Annotated in this window: 17 protein-coding genes; 13 read left to right on the top strand and 4 right to left on the bottom strand. The window is 55.4% G+C overall.

What is annotated here, in order from left to right; genetic code table 11:
• The first annotated feature begins 155 nt into the window (after nt 1–155).
• From ribH to L1S32_RS10150, 9 genes are all read left to right on the top strand, one after another.
• Nucleotides 156–563, top strand: a complete 408-nt coding sequence (ribH, locus tag L1S32_RS10110) for a 6,7-dimethyl-8-ribityllumazine synthase (RefSeq protein WP_278154977.1) — start codon at nt 156–158, stop codon at nt 561–563.
• The gene (locus tag L1S32_RS10115) at nt 560–1696 is read left to right on the top strand and encodes a pyridoxal phosphate-dependent aminotransferase (RefSeq protein WP_278154978.1); all 1137 of its coding nucleotides are present in this window, start codon (nt 560–562) and stop codon (nt 1694–1696) included. The genes ribH and L1S32_RS10115 overlap by 4 nt, the downstream gene beginning before the upstream one ends.
• Before the next feature lie 22 nt (nt 1697–1718).
• The gene (locus tag L1S32_RS10120; RefSeq protein WP_278154979.1) at nt 1719–2165 is read left to right on the top strand and encodes an arsenate reductase ArsC; all 447 of its coding nucleotides are present in this window, start codon (nt 1719–1721) and stop codon (nt 2163–2165) included.
• Nucleotides 2166–2229: 64 nt separating this feature from the next.
• Nucleotides 2230–4581, top strand: a complete 2352-nt coding sequence (locus L1S32_RS10125) for a PAS domain S-box protein (RefSeq protein ID WP_278154980.1) — start codon at nt 2230–2232, stop codon at nt 4579–4581.
• Between the two features lie 16 nt (nt 4582–4597).
• The gene (locus tag L1S32_RS10130; protein ID WP_278154981.1) at nt 4598–5512 is read left to right on the top strand and encodes a cation diffusion facilitator family transporter; all 915 of its coding nucleotides are present in this window, start codon (nt 4598–4600) and stop codon (nt 5510–5512) included.
• 97 nt (nt 5513–5609) lie between these two features.
• Nucleotides 5610–6545: a cation diffusion facilitator family transporter gene (locus L1S32_RS10135; protein ID WP_278154982.1), complete on the top strand. Its 936-nt coding sequence runs from the start codon at nt 5610–5612 to the stop codon at nt 6543–6545.
• Nucleotides 6542–7294 carry a hypothetical protein gene (locus L1S32_RS10140; RefSeq protein WP_278154983.1) on the top strand — a complete coding sequence of 251 codons (753 nt, stop codon included), beginning with the start codon at nt 6542–6544 and terminating at the stop codon, nt 7292–7294. Before L1S32_RS10135 ends, L1S32_RS10140 begins: the two co-directional genes overlap by 4 nt.
• 380 nt (nt 7295–7674) lie before the next feature.
• Nucleotides 7675–8256 (top strand): hypothetical protein, encoded by a 582-nt coding sequence (locus L1S32_RS10145; RefSeq protein WP_278154984.1) that lies wholly within the window; start codon nt 7675–7677, stop codon nt 8254–8256.
• Between the two features lie 22 nt (nt 8257–8278).
• On the top strand, nt 8279–8482 hold the full coding sequence (locus L1S32_RS10150; RefSeq protein WP_278154985.1) for a helix-turn-helix transcriptional regulator: 204 nt from the start codon (nt 8279–8281) through the stop codon (nt 8480–8482).
• A gap of 13 nt (nt 8483–8495) precedes the next feature.
• Here L1S32_RS10150 and L1S32_RS10155 read toward each other — a convergent pair whose 3' ends face one another.
• Nucleotides 8496–8708 (bottom strand): hypothetical protein, encoded by a 213-nt coding sequence (locus tag L1S32_RS10155; protein WP_278154986.1) that lies wholly within the window; start codon nt 8706–8708, stop codon nt 8496–8498.
• Nucleotides 8709–8753: 45 nt separating this feature from the next.
• Here L1S32_RS10155 and L1S32_RS10160 point away from each other — a divergent pair, with 45 nt between their 5' ends.
• Genes L1S32_RS10160 through L1S32_RS10175 form a run of 4 tightly spaced genes read left to right on the top strand, consistent with a single transcriptional unit; the run spans nt 8754 to nt 12419 of the window.
• Complete coding sequence (locus L1S32_RS10160; protein WP_278154987.1) at nt 8754–9401, top strand: YIP1 family protein; 648 nt, start codon at nt 8754–8756, stop codon at nt 9399–9401.
• 5 nt (nt 9402–9406) lie between these two features.
• A complete protein-coding gene (locus L1S32_RS10165; RefSeq protein WP_278154988.1) occupies nt 9407–10567 on the top strand; it encodes a hypothetical protein in 1161 nt (386 codons plus the stop codon).
• On the top strand, nt 10564–11268 hold the full coding sequence (locus L1S32_RS10170) for an ABC transporter ATP-binding protein (protein ID WP_278154989.1): 705 nt from the start codon (nt 10564–10566) through the stop codon (nt 11266–11268). The genes L1S32_RS10165 and L1S32_RS10170 overlap by 4 nt, the downstream gene beginning before the upstream one ends.
• Nucleotides 11265–12419: an ABC transporter permease gene (locus L1S32_RS10175; RefSeq protein WP_278154990.1), complete on the top strand. Its 1155-nt coding sequence runs from the start codon at nt 11265–11267 to the stop codon at nt 12417–12419. Before L1S32_RS10170 ends, L1S32_RS10175 begins: the two co-directional genes overlap by 4 nt.
• Nucleotides 12420–12447: 28 nt before the next feature.
• On the opposite strand, the gene L1S32_RS10180 is transcribed toward L1S32_RS10175, so the two are convergent.
• The 3 genes from L1S32_RS10180 to L1S32_RS10190 are packed head-to-tail and all read right to left on the bottom strand — an operon-like array spanning nt 12448 to nt 13842.
• Nucleotides 12448–12702, bottom strand: coding sequence for a hypothetical protein (locus L1S32_RS10180; protein WP_278154991.1), 255 nt, complete (start codon nt 12700–12702; stop codon nt 12448–12450).
• A complete protein-coding gene (locus tag L1S32_RS10185) occupies nt 12699–13361 on the bottom strand; it encodes a DUF2953 domain-containing protein (protein WP_278154992.1) in 663 nt (220 codons plus the stop codon). The genes L1S32_RS10180 and L1S32_RS10185 overlap by 4 nt, the downstream gene beginning before the upstream one ends.
• A 25-nt stretch (nt 13362–13386) precedes the next feature.
• Complete coding sequence (locus L1S32_RS10190) at nt 13387–13842, bottom strand: spore germination protein GerW family protein (protein WP_278154993.1); 456 nt, start codon at nt 13840–13842, stop codon at nt 13387–13389.
• Between the last annotated feature and the right edge of the window lie 133 nt (nt 13843–13975).

Below are 13975 nucleotides of genomic sequence, written 5' to 3' on the forward strand. Positions count from 1 at the left end.
AAATTGGGCGGAAGCCCTACGTCTGCTTTGATTCAGGGGGTATTCGCTTTCCCGTCTGTAGTCCCGCCTGGCCCCACTTCCGGGAAGCATCACTTTTATGGGATAACTGCCAATCTCTATCTACCTGAAATATTCGATACGGAGCTGATGAGAAAATGGTAATTAAACTCGGATTTGTTGTCGCAGAATTCAATCGCGACCTGACCTATATGATGGAGATTGAAGGCGAGGAGCATGCAAAGTTCCTCGGTGCAGAAGTGACCGAGAAGTTCTATGTCCCCGGTGCCTATGACATGCCGCTTGCCATCAAGAAGCTGCTTGAAGACGGAAATGTCGATGCGGTTGTCACCATCGGCTGTGTGATTGAGGGAGCCACGCAGCACGACGAAATAGTCGTCCAGCACGCTGCCCGTAAGATCATTGATCTCTCCCTCGAGTACAACAAGCCGGTCACCCTCGGCATCTCCGGGCCAGGCATGACCCGCCTTGAGGCACACCAGAGAATCGATTACGCCCGCCGTGCGGTTGAATCGGCCATCAAGCTCGTCCAGCGGTTAGCATGAAAACACTCTCCCGGAAAGTGGCAGACATCGCACCGTCTGCAACGATAGAGATCTCTGACCGGGCAGCACAGATGCGGGCGGCAGGCATCGATGTCATCGGCCTCTCCATCGGGGAGCCTGACTTCCCTACCCCCGCCCATATCACCCGGGCATGCATCGACGCCCTCGAACGCGGGGAGACCCACTATGCCCCGTCCCCCGGCATTCCGGCACTTCGGGAGGCCATCGCAGACAAACTGCAGAGGGAAAACAACATTCCCTGCACTGCGGGCCAGGTTGTCGTCGCCTGCGGGGCGAAGGACTCCATATATGAAACGATGGAGGCTGTTCTCAACCCCGGTGATGAGGTTCTCATAATTGACCCCTCCTGGGTCAGTTATGAGCCCTGCGTGCAGCTTGCGGGCGGGACAGCGGTCCACTGCAGCGTTCGCGAGACCGATTTCCAGGTGGACGACCGTCTCCTTGAGGCCCTCAGCCCGAATACGAAGATGATCGTCTGCAACAGCCCGTCCAATCCGTCCGGTGCCGTGATGAACGATGCCTCGCTCCGGCTGATTGCCGACGCGGCCATGGACAATGACTGCTATGTCCTGTCAGATGAGATATACGAGAAACTCATCTATGGAAAGACGCATGTCTCTATCGGGTCGTTTGACGGCATGGCAGACCGGACAATAACGGTGAACGGCTTCTCCAAGGCCTATGCGATGACCGGCTGGCGCATCGGGTATGCGGCAGCGCCCGAACCGGTGGCAAAACAGATGATCAAAGTGCAGCAGCACACGATCAGCCATCCGGCCACGTTTGCGATGCACGGGGCGGTGGCCGCCCTCACCGGTGACCAGCAGTGCGTGGAGGATATGCGGCGTGAGTTTGACATCCGCCGGCGGTATCTCATCGGCGCCCTGCAGGCGATGGGCTATGAGACTGCACCCGCAGAGGGCGCTTTCTATGCCTACGTGAAGACAGGCGGGGACGATATGGCGGTATCCGGGGAGTGGCTTTCCAATGCCCATGTGGCAGTAACGCCGGGCACTGCATTCGGCACACCGGGATGGGTTCGCCTCTCCTACGCCGCATCGATGGACCGGCTGAGAGAGGCGATGCAGCGCATCGCTGCTCTCACAGAATAATACTCTCTTTTTGGTGTCTGTAATGTCTCCTGACCTGCACCGTGTCCTCTTTGTCTGCACGTATAACTCGGTCCGCTCCCCGATGGCGGCTGCAATCCTGAATGCAGCGGCAGGCAATCTGTACCGGGCAGAGAGCGCAGGTCTCTTCCCGTCCGCGGTGGACCCGGATGTGGTGGCCGTAATGCGTGAGAGGGGCATTGACCTCTCCTCGCATCACCCCCGGTCCCTCGGTGCCTGCTCGGACACCATATATGGGACCATTATCTTTCTCTCCCCTTCAGTCAGGGAGAGTGCGTACCATATCCCCTCTGCAGGGGAGTACATCACTCTGAATATCCCCGTTCCCGGCGCAGCAGGTGCAGACGGACGGGACGGATACCGCATGCTCTGTCAGACACTGAAGGGTGCCATTGCCGAATGTTTCCCGGATGCCGGGATTGCGGGTCTGCATAATTCGGGGCATTTTTAAGCCCATGCATCCATTTTTGTGGAGGTGGCCGCGTGTATCGACGGACCCCGGCACGGATGAATATATGAAAGACGACCGCCGCAGTCCGGAACCGGGGGGATATTTTTCCCTGTTCTCAGATATTGCCGCCCGATTTATGGACATTTCGTCTGCTGAATCACCAGGCCCGGTGATCACAGAAAGCCTTTCTCTCCTCTGTCCCGGATGCTATCCGCTGTATTCCCGCACTGATTCCGCTCAGAAGTACCTCATCCTCGAAGATGTGGGGAATGCCGATGAAAAAACGGCTGCACTCATGAGAATGTTGCACATTGGTCTTCCGTTTCAGATGCCTCTTGATGCAGATTGCCTCGCCCGTCTTCGTTCAGCTGAAGTTCTTCATCTTCCGGGTGACATCACGAAAATCCTGGCCTGTACCGGCAAGGCCGTTTTCCGCACCTGCATCTCAGAAGGGATGAGTATTGCAGAGATTGCGATTGTGCCGTACCTGTGGGGTGATGTCTGTTACGGTGCAAGTCCGGTGCTCTGCCCCGAAGGTGCTGTCCTGCCCCCGGATGAGGTGCTCATTGCATTTGGCCGCCTTTCGGCAGGGACACTCCGGAGGCATACCGCAGAAGAGGCGCTTACGGAGAATGAAGCCAAATATCGGGCTCTCTTTACCGCCTCGGGTGATGCTGTCCTCTTCATTAATGACGGGCAGATCGTTGATGCCAACCCGAGAGCGGTTAAATTATTTGGCGCCGGTTCTGTCGAAAAACTCATGGGTCTGCGGCCCGGCCACCTCAGCCCCCTTCATCAGCCGGATAAAACCGGCGGAATCGATTCCCATCTCCTTGCAGGAAAGCTCTTACGTGAGGCGGAGGAGGGGAATATCTTCCCGTTTGAATGGGCCTTCCGGGGACTGGACGGCCGGTTTTTTGATGCAGAGGTCTCGCTCTCCCGCGTAGAGATCGCAGGTGTGGTGCATCTCTATGCCGTTGTCCGTGACATATCCGAGAAAAAACGCTCGGATGCTGCAATCCTTGCATCAGAAGAGCGCTTTCGTCAGGTGGCGGAGTCAAGTTTCAATGCGATCATCACCTGTGACACGCGGGGTGTCATCACCTATGCCTCCCCGTCTGTTGGTCGGGTGCTGGGGTTATTGCCGACAGAGATAACCGGTACGGTATTTTCGTCTCTCTATGCAGACCCGGATCACGGGGAACAGGCGATGTCCCTGCTCACGTCTGTTCTGGAGGGTGAGGTGATAAACGGGCGTCAGTTTGTCTTCACGGGGCTGCATGGTGAGCCTCTTCATCTCAGTATCAATGCCAATCGCCTGTATGGAAACGGGGGGATTATCGGGGCGATGGCAATCGTTCAGGATATCTCAGACTCCTATCGGGCCCGTGAGGCTGAAAATGAGGTGCAATTCAGGAATTATCTCTTTTCGGCAGGTTTTGAAAATAATCCTCTTGGGATGGCTCTTCTGTATCTCTCCGCCGGAGGGACGCGGATTGTGGAGTGGAATGCGGCACTGGAACGGGTCTCCGGATTGAAAAAAAAGGATGTAATTGGCGCTGTGCTGGAGGTTGTCTCACCGGATGATGTACCGATGGAAGCAGTTGCCGAACTGATCGCACGGACACAGTCCTCCGGTGCACCGCAGACCATTCGCACGGAGTTCCGGCTTTTCGGTGGAGAATCCAGAATTCTGAAGCTGAACTCCGCACCGATTGCAGACCCCCGTGGTGAAGGGGCCTATGTCATGCTTATTGTGCGGGATGAGACACAGCGGGTACGCTATGAAGCAGAAATCACTGAGTCTGAGGAGCGCTACCGGAACATGACGGATGCCATCGGTGAACCTATGCTCACTCTGGATCCTGATCTCACAGTGCTTCTTGCAAACCGGGCCTTCCGGATGGTCTATGAAGGGCTTGGGTTCCCGGCCTATGTCACCGGACAAAATCTCCGTGCTCTCTATCCGCCCCTGAGTGACCGGGACACTGCTGCTATTCAGCGTGTGTTTGAAAAAGGGAAACTGATAAAGAGTACCGAACTGCTGATGCTCGGGAGCGTACTGATACGTGCAGAGGTCACGCTGGTCCCGGTCTTTTGCCGGGGGGTTGTGATGCAGGTGGTGATCCTGCTGCGGGACATCACCGCCGAATATGATGTTGAAATCCTGAAAAAAGAGGCTTTTGAGCAGATCGAGAAGAATATGGAGCAACTCGCCATTCTCAATGATCATATCCGAAACCCCCTGCAGGGTATTCTTGGTATCTGTGAACTGGAGGGGATGAACCATCTGCCCCTCATCCGCAGTCAGGTGGAAGAGATAGACAAACTGATCAAACGCCTGGATATCGGGTATATCGAGTCTGAGAAGGTCAGGGGATTTTTACGAAAGCATTATGGGATCATGGATGCGTAAGGTTTCCTGATTCTCAGTGGACTACCGGAACGTACGAAAAACACTCGTCATCACTCTTATCCTGAATATCGTGGTTTCCGGTGCAAAGGGGGTGGTGGGTGCATGGGCCGGTTCGGTGAGTATGGTCGCAGATGCGGTCCATTCATTCTTTGATTCGGTCTCCAACATCGTCGGCCTGATTGCCGTGGGCTACTCAGGTATGGCTCCTGATCGGGAGCATCCCTATGGCCACGGAAAGTATGAGACGATGGGGGCGCTGTTTGTCGGGGGGCTTCTCTTTCTCACAGCAGGCATCGTTGCCTGGGAGGCATACGAACGGTTCCTGTCGGGAGCAGTGCCGGAGATCACCCGCCTGACGGTCGCTGTGATGCTTGCCACCATCGGGATTAATCTCGGTGTTACCTGGTATGAACGCCGGGTCGGGAAAAAAGAGGGGAGCGCCTTTCTTCTCGCTGACGCGAAGCATACCTTCAGCGATGTGGCCGTATCGGCCTCGGTTCTGGCTGGTTTTCTCTGTATCCGGCTGGGGTATCCGGCAGCGGACACTGTGGTCGGTCTCCTGATTGCAGTCCTGATCGGGAGGATGGGCCTCGAAGTGGTGAGGGATGCGGCAGGAGTTCTCATCGACACCCCGCCGGATATCGATGATAATGCGTTCTCTGCGATTGTCCTGAGCACTCCCGGCGTTGTCGGCTATCATGACCTCCGGTGCCGCGGGAAGCCGGGAGAAGTATACTGTGATCTTCACGTTATGGTTGACTCCGGCATCACCGTGCGGGAAGGGCATGATATTGTCGACCGGGTACGTGACCGTCTGATGGATGAGTATGCTGGCATCACCGATGTGCTCATCCATACTGATCCGGCGGACGGTTCATGTGTACCGGCAGACCTTCCGCCGCACCGGCGTTCCGGGGGCAAAAATGGGTGAAACCGGTAAATACCTCCTTCCCGGCTGTAACGTTCTCTGTGAAATGCACCGTAAGAAAGTCTTATCTGATGCTGATTCAGATTTATTCTGATTATCTGTGAATTACCGGCGTGTACGTAAGACTCTTATTCTGACCTTTTTCCTGAACCTCTGTGTGTCTCTTGCAAAGGGGATAGTCGGAGCTCTTGCCGGTTCTGTCAGTATGGTCGCTGATGCGGCCCATTCCCTCTTTGATTCGGTCTCAAACATCGTGGGCCTCATCAGCATCTACATCGCCGATACTCCCCCGGATCCCCGGCACCAGTATGGCCATGGCAAGTTTGAGACGATAGGGACGATGGTGGTAGGGACTCTCCTGCTCATCACCGCAACTTTCGTCGGATATGAGGGTTTCGGACGGTTCTTCTCCGGGACGGTACCGGAGATAACGCTGCTCACGGTTGCAGTGATGGCTGGAACGATCTGCGTGAATATTTCGGTATCCCTCTATGAGCGTCACGTGGGCAAAGAAGAAGGGAGTTCGTTTCTGCTGGCAGATTCACAGCATACCGCAAGTGACATCCTGGTTTCCCTCTCTGTCCTTGGCGGTTTTGTCTTCATCTGGCTGGGGTACCCGATTGCAGACGCCATCATCGCACTCCTGATTGCCGCTCTCATTGCACGGATGGGAGTGAAAATTCTCTATAGTGCGCTGGAAGTCCTCGCGGACGCCTCTGCTCCTATGGATTACGACAGAGTCGATGCGATTATGAAGACAACGGAAGGCGTTCACAGCTACCATGATTTTCGCTGCCGGGGAAAACCGGGTGAGATATTCTGTGATCTGCATGTGGTGGTCGACCCGGATATAACCGTGCGTGAGGGCCATCTCATCGGCAACCGTGTCCGCGATCGGATGAAAACGGAGGTGGAGGGTGTGGTGGATGTGCTGGTGCATATCGACCCGTTCTTTGGCATTGCCGGACCAACGGATGCAGAAACAGATTCAGAAACTGACAGCAAACGTTCACCGGAGCGAGTGACACAGCTATGACACAGGACATTCTTTTTATCTGCAATCACAATGCAGGCAGGTCACAGATGGCGGAGGCATACCTGAATGCCCGCTATGGTGACCGTTATACGGCAGTATCGGCAGGCAACTATCCCAGCTCATCCATGAATACGTACACGGTCAGGGTGATGGAGGAGGCGGGGATCGATATGACGGGGCATGCCCCGAAGTCACTGGGGGCGTTCATGGACCGTGAGTTCGATACCATCGCCCGCCTCTGCGATTGTTCGGACACCTGCCCGCTTCTACCGCCTGCCCGGCGGGTGATTGACCATGTCTTCCCCGACCCTTCTGTGTTCACCGGGAGCGACGGCGATATCGTGGAGGGGTTTCGCAGGGTGCGTGACCTTGTCTTTGCATGGGTGGACGAGACTTTTGGTCCGGCAGCAGGCGTTTCCATCGTCTGGTGGCGCCCCGGGGGGCCCGTGCCGCCGGTGGTGCTCTGTTCCGACACCGGGCGGCCGATCGTTGACGTCATCCATGACATCTGCCGCCAGCTTGAATTACGGGGAATCCCCTGCACCTTCGCCGAGAAGGACGGCCCTATGCAGCTCTCCTTCAACGAGAGGCCCTTTGAGAAGATCGTCCCCATCTATGTGCCGAAGACCTGCTCGATGTGCAGCTCCTGCGAAGGTTCGGAAGGTGAGTGCACCGGAGAACGGCGCTATGAGGGGATTCCGGAATCGGTAATCCGGCTTGCGGCGCTGCGGGCGGCGGGCCTGAAATAGGGATTGGGCGGCCCCCCTTCTGACAATTCATTTCTCTGCAATGTTTTCCTTCATCCCATGGAGGATAAGTCCATAGGATGGGTGGTGTATGGAAGCACCAGACATATTCTGGAAGTCACGCCAGGGCACGCCCCCTTATTTCCTGGAGTATCTTTTCCTGCGTCTGTTCGTACAGGGCATATCCCATGCGGGGGACCGTCGGGGGGGTGAAACCCCCTGACTGTTGAAATTATGGAATGTAGATGTGGCTATGGGAATTCGTTACTCCTTCGCCCGTACAACCTTCTTACGCTCTCCTTCTCTCCTCCGGAATAATATATATGTGAGAAATAGCAAACACTATGTTAGAAAAAAATAACAAAATGTGAGGAATGTACCATATGAACAAGAAAGACATGCAGAAAAAAATGGTGTGGGGCATCGCTTTCGGACTGCTCTTTATCGCAGTCGCGGCCGCCGCATGGGTGTTCTCTGGTGGGAGCGCCTCACCGGTGGGCCTTTTCGTCCTCTTCCTCATCGGTATCCTGATGATTGCACTGACGGTGGTAAAGATACAGGATGACCCCCGGTATTATCTGGTAATAGCCGTGCTTGGCGTCGGAATGACGGTGATCGGTGCTGGTATGGTTGTGGCGGGCACCCTTGGATATGCCGGCGCTGTCACGGAAAACGGTGAATCCCTCATCACATGCGGCCTGATAATGGCCTTCTGCGGTGCCATCTGGCTTCTTCGTTCGAAAGAAAAGAAGATTGTTGACGAGCGCTCGCAGAAGATCGGCACCTATGGCACCGCCTTCTCGTGGTATCTCACCTTCATGGCTGTTGTGATCCTGTACTGGCTTGATATGCTTGGTGTTTTTGCACTGCAGACATCCGGCATCCTCGGCGGGCTGATGTTTCTCATGATCGCGTCCGCCCTCTTCTTCCAGTGGTATTACAACCGGAAGGGGGACGTCTATTGACGAGCCAGTGGAGGATATGTGTATGCAGACACGCATGAAGGAGTTTCGTGCACGCAGGGACATGACCCAGGCGGCGCTTGCGGAGGCGGTCGGTGTCCGGCGTGAGACCATCGTATTTCTCGAGAAGGGGAAATACAATCCCTCCCTCCGGCTTGCCTGGCAGGTGGCCCGCACCCTTGAAACATCCATCGATGAACTCTTTATATTCGGGGAGGAGGATGAATGAGCATTGCAGGCGTTCAGTCATCGTACACAAAAAGGATCTCGTCTTCTGTGATATCCTGCTCCTCTTCATCATACTGCGCGGGTGCTGCCAAAAGCATCGCATATACGAGGGCAGCACCAGCGAGGCAGCCTGCGGTGAGCACCAGAAAAATCGGGGCAAAGAGGGCGAGAATAACGAATATGCATATCCCAATGCCTGCGATCCCTGCTATTTGTGTTCTTTTCATGCCCATGCCCCACCCTGCGGATATATTAGTCAGAGGGGAGTATTAATGGGTATTATGATGAATATTGCCGATCTTTTACTCCGGCCGGCGGCCTTCTTTTCCGGCCACCTTGAGGGGGATAAACCGGACATGAAGATGCCTCTTGCAATTGTTCTGCTTTCAGGAATTGTGGGTGCCATATCTGCCGCCTATGTATCTTCGGTGACGATGGCAATGATGCCTTCAGAGGTATCGGAGATGGGGACGATGCTCCTTGGCATCGGTGCTGTCGCGGCATTTATCGGGGCTCTTATTTTCTGGGTCATTATTGCCGCAGTCTTCCACGGCATCTCGGCTCTCCGGGGCGGAAAAGGAGATTTCCAGCGCACCCTTGCGGTAGCCGGCTATGGCAGTCTGCCGATGGTATTCGGGAGCATCATCTCCTCGATTATCATCTACTTCTCTCTCTCCGGCGCAACCATCCGGCCGGTATCTGATCCGATGCAGATCAGTGCTGCGGTGACTGACCTCATGTCAGGACCATCCATGATGATGGCAGGGGTTATATCGCTTGTCTTTGTCCTCTGGAGTGCAAATATCTGGGTATTCGGGATGCAGCAGGCGAGGGGTCTTTCCGGAAAAGACGCCCTGATTACAGTCGGCATTCCGGTTATTATCTATTGTCTGATTACGTTCCTTCCCTATATCGGGTGATCCACATGAAATATCAAAATCTGATAACCGTCTTTTGTATTCTGCTGGGAATCTGTATCATCCCGGCAATGGCAGCTGATTCTTCAACAGCCATTGAGGGTCAGCTTGGTGTGACCAATGTGGCTATTGACCCCGGTGTGTTTATGTATGGCGACAGCGGGACCGTCAAGGTCACGGTGACAAACACCGGCACAACGCCGGTCGCAATAGCACGGGCCAAACTCTACTCCAATGAACTTGATGTCATGGGTGATGAGAACTATGGATCTGTCGGATCCATCGGGCCGGGCAATAGCCTGGAGTTCACCTTTACCATAACGGCAGACGCAGCAGATGGGATCTATTATCCGCTCTTCTATCTTGACCTGCGGGATGCTTCCAGTCTGCGTTACCGGGTACCGGTCAAAGTGGAGAACACGGGGCTCTCTGTCTCGGTGACCGACCGGCCGGATGCCTTCACCTCCGGAAAAAAGGAGGATGTCACCATTATGGTCGGAAACCCACGGGAGAACACGGTGAACGGAGTCGTTATCACCCCGGTGACAAACGGCTATGAAACAACCGAGACCTCGCACTTTATCGGAACCCTGACTCCTGATCAGGCGGCTGATGCGACCTTTTCCGTCACGCCATACATGGAAACCCCCATGGAGTTTACGGTCCACTATCGCAACGGGATGAATGACCATGAGGTGACCACATCAGTGCCGGTCACCTTCGGTATCGACCGGAAACAGGCGGAGACGGTTCTCAACAATATCGTGATCACATCGGAAGGAGACCACTATATCATCACCGGTGACGTCACCAATGCCGGTCTGGAAGACGCGAAGTCAGTGGTAGTCACCACCGGTTCTCCGGCGACTCCGGTAGATCCGTACCGCTCCTATGTGGTCGGTGCCCTTGAACCGGATGACTTTGCAAGCTATGAGGTGACCTTCTCGGCTGAACCGGGCACCACGGAAATAATGCTTATAACGAGCTACAAGGATAAGGACGGCAACCTCTACTCAGACCAGATCAGTGTCCCGCTCTCCTCTGCTGCAGTCCCCGATAAGGGCAGCCCGGGGGCAGGAGGGGATCTGCCTGTTGTCTGGATTGTGGTCTTTGTCATCTGTGCCGCGGTTGTTGCCGGCGTCATCTACTACTCATGGAAGAAGAAGTGAAGAGACCGGTCTGTGCTGAGGAGCTTTCACCGGACGCAGTCATCCGGCTGGAGGAGGCGACAAAGATCTACTCTCTCCCCTTCGGTGATGTTGTGGCACTGGACAGGGTCTGCATTGCGGTGATGCCCGGGGAGTTTATCGCTATCATGGGCCCCTCCGGTTCCGGGAAATCCACCCTTCTCAACCTTATCGGCAGCCTGGATGTTCCGACATCAGGAGATATCTATATTGACGGCCGCAACACCCGTACGCTTTCGGATGATGAACTCACGGAGCTGCGGCGGGACCGTATCGGGTTCATCTTCCAGCAGTTCAACCTGATTCCGCTTTTGACCGTGCTTGAGAACGTGGAGTATCCCCTGATTCTCAAGAGCCGGCAGGCAGTGAAGGGCAACTCCCGTGCGAGAGACCTCCTGCTGAAGGTCGGCCTCACTGAGCAGATGCTCGCCCACAAGCCCAAAGAGCTCTCCGGCGGGCAGCAGCAGCGGGTGGCCATCGCCCGTGCCCTGATCAACGACCCGGCAATTCTGCTATGCGACGAACCAACGGGCAATCTGGATCAGGCGACCGGAAAGCTGATCATGGACATGCTCTCTGAAGTGAACCGCCGGGGGAAGACGATCATCATGGTCACGCATGATGCCGACGTCGCGGCCTATGCGAGCAGGACCATCACCATCGTGGACGGGAAGGTTGCATGATATTCTTTGAACTCTCCAAACGCAACATACGCCTCAACTGGCTGCGTTCGTTTTTAGCGGCTGCAGGCATTGTGATCGGCGTGGTTGCGATCTCCTCCATGGGCATTCTCGGCAGTTCCCTGACCCTCTCGGTTACCGACTCCCTCTCGACAGTGGGTGATTCGGTCATTATTATTCCTGTTGTGGGGCAGCCCGGTCAGAATATGGTGACGACGGAGGCTCTCATTACTGACCGGCAACTCCAGCAGATCGTCCGGGTGGTCGCCCCGAATGAGGCGGTTCCCATCTACGCCGGTGCGGACCGAATTGAGATCGGCCCGGATAAGGCAGTGGCTGCCCTGTATGGCATCAGGCCGGACCAAATTCCTTTGATGGTCGATATTGCTGAGGGTATTGTCCCGCGCAGCACCAGCGGCGCCCTTGCCGGCGCTACACTTGCAGAGGAGTATGATCTGAAGACCGGCAGCCGGGTAAAGGTCGGCAACGAGACCGTACGCATCACCGGCATTCTGGAAGAACAGGGTATGGGCTTCGACATCAACCCGGACAATGCGCTCATCGTATCCGACCGGTGGTATTCCACGACTTATGATCAGGATGACTATGACCAGGTGATCGTCAAGGTGCGTGATATCAATGACATCGACGCGGTCAAACTTGCGATAGAGCGGACACTCAACCGTCGGGACGATGAGGTCACCGTCTACGATACCCGGATGATCCTCGAGATGATCGTGGAGACCTTCAACCAGATCTCTGTCTTTACCACAGCAATCGGTGGGATCTCTCTCGTGGTCGCCGGTGTCTCCATCTTTAATGTCCAGATGATGTCGGTCACTGAACGGATCAAGGAGATTGGCATCATCCGGAGTATTGGAACCAAACGGTTTGAGGTGCTGCGGATGTTTCTGTATGAGGCGTTCATCCTCGGCCTGATCGGATCGGGGATCGGCGGCGTCCTCTCCTTTGCAGGCGGCTACATTGCGGTCTCCATTATGCTGCAGGACGCGTCCTATCTCTTCTATCCGCAGACGCTCTTCTATATCCCCTACGGGATGGGTATAGGCCTCCTTGTCACCCTCGTTTCGGGTCTCTACCCGGCATGGAAGGCGGCAAATCTCAATCCGATTGAGGCGCTCAGGTTTGAGTAAAATAAGAGAAATAATACCTTTTTTGTAATCAAGACGTTGTGTCCGGGAAAACAGGTTTTATCGCCCGCAGCCCCGGATATTCATCCGTAAGGCCTTCCCACCACGCATATGACCCGGTAAACGATACGATGGAAAGAGAGGTGCCGCTGTGTATCAGGACACCCAGCGGTTCTTTCTCTCCCGCGGCTCCTCCCGGAAACGTTGTTTTCCGGCTCCGGTACAAGGGAATGATGGTTACGCCGTCACAGCTATATGGACTCTCAGCCCCGATATCCTTCTTCATCTGCTTTTCACCATCTTCCATACCGCCGGGTGGCGTATGATTCTGACTACCGGCGGGACCAGAGAGAGGGGGTGGGCAATCCGGATGGCGCCCTCCGCCTCACCTTCCACTACGTGGTCATGGAATTCTGCAGCGGCGGCAAGGGAGACACGTCCCCCTGTTGCCATCAGCATGCCCCGGAGGGCCATCAGGATGCCGAATACCTGCCCGGTCAGTGCCGCGTCACCCAGCCCTATTCTGACAGAGGCACACAGGTGGTCGATTGCGATCCGGTGCAGGAGGGGGCCAGCCTGCGGCAATATCGCATCTGCGATACCGATAATATCGGGTGCCGGTGTTCCTTTCTCCGCCTTTGCCTCTTCTTTCTGCGGCGGCTCCGGCTCTTCTTTGGGGAGAGGTTCCGTTTGGCCTGTCTCCGGCAAAACTCTCCGGAATGTCCGCCCGAAGAGAGATACCTCGATGGCGGTTCCATCCGGGATATCTGCATGCAGGGCGACAATCCCCCATTCTGCACAGAATGCAATGAGCATTGTGGGTGCGTCCCTGCAGAGTTCAGCCCGGCCGGTAAAGGTCACCGGCACCGCCCAGAGAATGATAAGCAGGGCTGCAACGAAGACGATGAGAAGCGCCACTGCGATGAGAAGAATCCCGTATAGCATAAAAAGAGGTTGAGGGATATCCCTGTTATGCGGTGTCTGTCTCTTCCGGAACTTCAGCGGCCGGTTCGGATGGCATGGGCTGTTCCGGCTCTTTCTTTTTAGTCATCGCTTTCAGGGTCTCTGTCACCTGCGGCAGGACGTTCTCGCCGATAGTGGCAATAGCCTCAGATATGGCGGTGTGTTTCTTGAGGGAGATCACCTGCACACTCTCAATTCCCGTCAGTTTCTTGTGCAGGATGATGAGTGCCACAGGTGATACGCCGCCACCGGCCCCGGCTCCGGCCCCTTCGCCGTTCCCTTCACCTTTTGCCGGATCTTTTCCCGCACCCTTCAGCATCCCGCCGCCAAACCCGAATCCGAATGATGCGATGGGAATGATTACCTTGTCTCCTGCATCAATTGCATCGCCCATTATGGTATTCGCATTGATGAGGCTGTCGAGTTCATCGGTTGCCAGTTTAAAGAAGTCTTCTCCTGACATGTCTGTCACCAGCCTTAGATACATTCCGATATGGTTTAAGGTTACCGTATCCCTGCCGGATCGTCCGTACGGGCAGATCACGACAGATATATGGTCTGCTGCCAGACTGCTTTTACCGGAGTGATGGACTATC

This window comes from Methanogenium sp. S4BF, from assembly GCF_029633965.1.
Lineage (GTDB): Archaea > Halobacteriota > Methanomicrobia > Methanomicrobiales > Methanomicrobiaceae > Methanogenium.

Coding starts and splice junctions, on each gene's coding strand:
- L1S32_RS10120 (WP_278154979.1), top strand. CDS start 1,719: ATGTCTCCTGACCTGCACCGTGTCCTCTTTGTCTGCACGTATAACTCG.
- L1S32_RS10160 (WP_278154987.1), top strand. CDS start 8,754: ATGGGTATTATGATGAATATTGCCGATCTTTTACTCCGGCCGGCGGCC.
- L1S32_RS10140 (WP_278154983.1), top strand. CDS start 6,542: ATGACACAGGACATTCTTTTTATCTGCAATCACAATGCAGGCAGGTCA.
- L1S32_RS10125 (WP_278154980.1), top strand. CDS start 2,230: ATGAAAGACGACCGCCGCAGTCCGGAACCGGGGGGATATTTTTCCCTG.
- ribH (WP_278154977.1), top strand. CDS start 156: ATGGTAATTAAACTCGGATTTGTTGTCGCAGAATTCAATCGCGACCTG.
- L1S32_RS10180 (WP_278154991.1), bottom strand. CDS start 12,702: ATGAAGAAGGATATCGGGGCTGAGAGTCCATATAGCTGTGACGGCGTA.
- L1S32_RS10175 (WP_278154990.1), top strand. CDS start 11,265: ATGATATTCTTTGAACTCTCCAAACGCAACATACGCCTCAACTGGCTG.
- L1S32_RS10165 (WP_278154988.1), top strand. CDS start 9,407: ATGAAATATCAAAATCTGATAACCGTCTTTTGTATTCTGCTGGGAATC.
- L1S32_RS10185 (WP_278154992.1), bottom strand. CDS start 13,361: ATGCTATACGGGATTCTTCTCATCGCAGTGGCGCTTCTCATCGTCTTC.
- L1S32_RS10150 (WP_278154985.1), top strand. CDS start 8,279: ATGCAGACACGCATGAAGGAGTTTCGTGCACGCAGGGACATGACCCAG.
- L1S32_RS10145 (WP_278154984.1), top strand. CDS start 7,675: ATGAACAAGAAAGACATGCAGAAAAAAATGGTGTGGGGCATCGCTTTC.
- L1S32_RS10115 (WP_278154978.1), top strand. CDS start 560: ATGAAAACACTCTCCCGGAAAGTGGCAGACATCGCACCGTCTGCAACG.
- L1S32_RS10190 (WP_278154993.1), bottom strand. CDS start 13,842: ATGTCAGGAGAAGACTTCTTTAAACTGGCAACCGATGAACTCGACAGC.
- L1S32_RS10155 (WP_278154986.1), bottom strand. CDS start 8,708: ATGAAAAGAACACAAATAGCAGGGATCGCAGGCATTGGGATATGCATA.